At 47.3% G+C, this 1,889-nt stretch carries 3 protein-coding genes and 1 pseudogene; 1 reads left to right on the top strand and 3 read right to left on the bottom strand.

Annotation, left to right across the window (positions count from 1 at the left end; genetic code table 11):
* Positions 1-109: 109 nt before the first annotated feature.
* Positions 110-403, top strand: coding sequence for a serum resistance lipoprotein Bor (bor, locus tag MMB69_RS27135; RefSeq protein WP_000738492.1), 294 nt, complete (start codon positions 110-112; stop codon positions 401-403).
* A gap of 31 nt (positions 404-434) precedes the next feature.
* Here bor and rzpD read toward each other — a convergent pair whose 3' ends face one another.
* The 3 genes and pseudogenes from rzpD to MMB69_RS27120 form a co-directional block, all read right to left on the bottom strand.
* The gene (gene rzpD / locus MMB69_RS27130; protein ID WP_000092275.1) at positions 435-896 is read right to left on the bottom strand and encodes a prophage endopeptidase RzpD; all 462 of its coding nucleotides are present in this window, start codon (positions 894-896) and stop codon (positions 435-437) included.
* Positions 893-1,369 (bottom strand): glycoside hydrolase family 24 protein, encoded by a 477-nt coding sequence (locus MMB69_RS27125; RefSeq protein ID WP_000229403.1) that lies wholly within the window; start codon positions 1,367-1,369, stop codon positions 893-895. Before MMB69_RS27125 ends, rzpD begins: the two co-directional genes overlap by 4 nt.
* Positions 1,353-1,670: pseudogene (locus MMB69_RS27120) on the bottom strand (phage holin, lambda family). The gene MMB69_RS27125 and the pseudogene MMB69_RS27120 overlap by 17 nt, the downstream one beginning before the upstream one ends.
* Positions 1,671-1,889: the final 219 nt, after the last annotated feature.

The following is a 1,889-nucleotide window of genomic DNA, read 5'->3' as shown; positions in this document are numbered from 1 at the left end:
ATACATTAATAAATATTAACAATATGAAATTTCAACTCATTGTTTAGGGTTTGTTTAATTTTCTACACATACGATTCTGCGAACTTCAAAAAGCATCGGGAATAACACCATGAAAAAAATGCTACTCGCTACTGCGCTGGCCCTGCTTATTACAGGATGTGCTCAACAGACGTTTACTGTTCAAAACAAACCGGCAGCAGTAGCACCAAAGGAAACCATCACCCATCATTTCTTCGTTTCTGGAATTGGGCAGAAGAAAACTGTCGATGCAGCCAAAATTTGTGGCGGCGCAGAAAATGTTGTTAAAACAGAAACCCAGCAAACATTCGTAAATGGATTGCTCGGTTTTATTACTTTAGGCATTTATACTCCGCTGGAAGCGCGTGTGTATTGCTCACAATAATTGCATGAGTTGCCCATCGATATGGGCAACTCTATCTGCACTGCTCATTAATATACTTCTGGGTTCCTTCCAGTTGTTTTTGCATAGTGATCAGCCTCTCTCTGAGGGTGAAATAATCCCGTTCAGCGGTGTCTGCCAGTCGGGGGGAGGCTGCATTATCCACGCCGGAGGCGGTGGTGGCTTCACGCACTGACTGACAGACTGCTTTGATGTGCAACCGACGACGACCAGCGGCAACATCATCACGCAGAGCATCATTTTCAGCTTTAGCATCAGCTAACTCCTTCGTGTATTTTGCATCGAGCGCAGCAACATCACGCTGACGCATCTGCATGTCAGTAATTGCCGCGTTCGCCAGCTTCAGTTCTCTGGCATTTTTGTCGCGCTGGGCTTTGTAGGTAATGGCGTTATCACGGTAATGATTAACAGCCCATGACAGGCAGACGATGATGCAGATAACCAGAGCGGAGATAATCGCGGTGACTCTGCTCATACATCAATCTCTCTGACCGTTCCGCCCGCTTCTTTGAATTTTGCAATCAGGCTGTCAGCCTTATGCTCGAACTGACCATAACCAGCGCCCGGCAGTGAAGCCCAGATATTGCTGCAACGGTCGATTGCCTGACGGATATCACCACGATCAATCATAGGTAAAGCGCCACGCTCCTTAATCTGCTGCAATGCCACAGCGTCCTGACTTTTCGGAGAGAAGTCTTTCAGGCCAAGCTGCTTGCGGTAGGCATCCCACCAACGGGAAAGAAGCTGGTAGCGTCCGGCGCCTGTTGATTTGAGTTTTGGGTTTAGCGTGACAAGTTTGCGAGGGTGATCGGAGTAATCAGTAAATAGCTCTCCGCCTACAATGACGTCATAACCATGATTTCTGGTTTTCTGACGTCCGTTATCAGTTCCCTCCGACCACGCCAGCATATCGAGGAACGCCTTACGTTGATTATTGATTTCTACCATCTTCTACTCCGGCTTTTTTAGCAGCGAAGCGTTTGATAAGCGAACCAATCGAGTCAGTACCGATGTAGCCGATAAACACGCTCGTTATATAAGCGAGATTGCTACTTAGTCCGGCGAAGTCGAGAAGGTCACGAATGAACTAGGCGATAATGGCGCACATCGTTGCGTCGATTACTGTTTTTGTAAACGCACCGCCATTATATCTGCCGCGAAGGTACGCCATTGCAAACGCAAGGATTGCCCCGATGCCTTGTTCCTTTGCCGCGAGAATGGCGGCCAACAGGTCATGTTTTTCTGGCATCTTCATGTCTTACCCCCAATAAGGGGATTTGCTCTATTTAATTAGGAATAAGGTCGATTACTGATAGAACAAATCCAGGCTACTGTGTTTAGTAATCAGATTTGTTCGTGACCGATATGCACGGGCAAAACGGCAGGAGGTTGTTAGCGCGACCTCCTGCCACCCGCTTTCACGAAGGTCATGTGTAAAAGGCCGCAGCGTAACTATTACTAATGAATT

Origin of the sequence: Priestia sp. P5, assembly GCF_029522155.1 — a bacterium.
GTDB lineage: Bacteria > Bacillota > Bacilli > Bacillales > Bacillaceae_H > Priestia > Priestia megaterium_E.
This window is presented reverse-complemented; position numbering and strand designations above follow the sequence as displayed.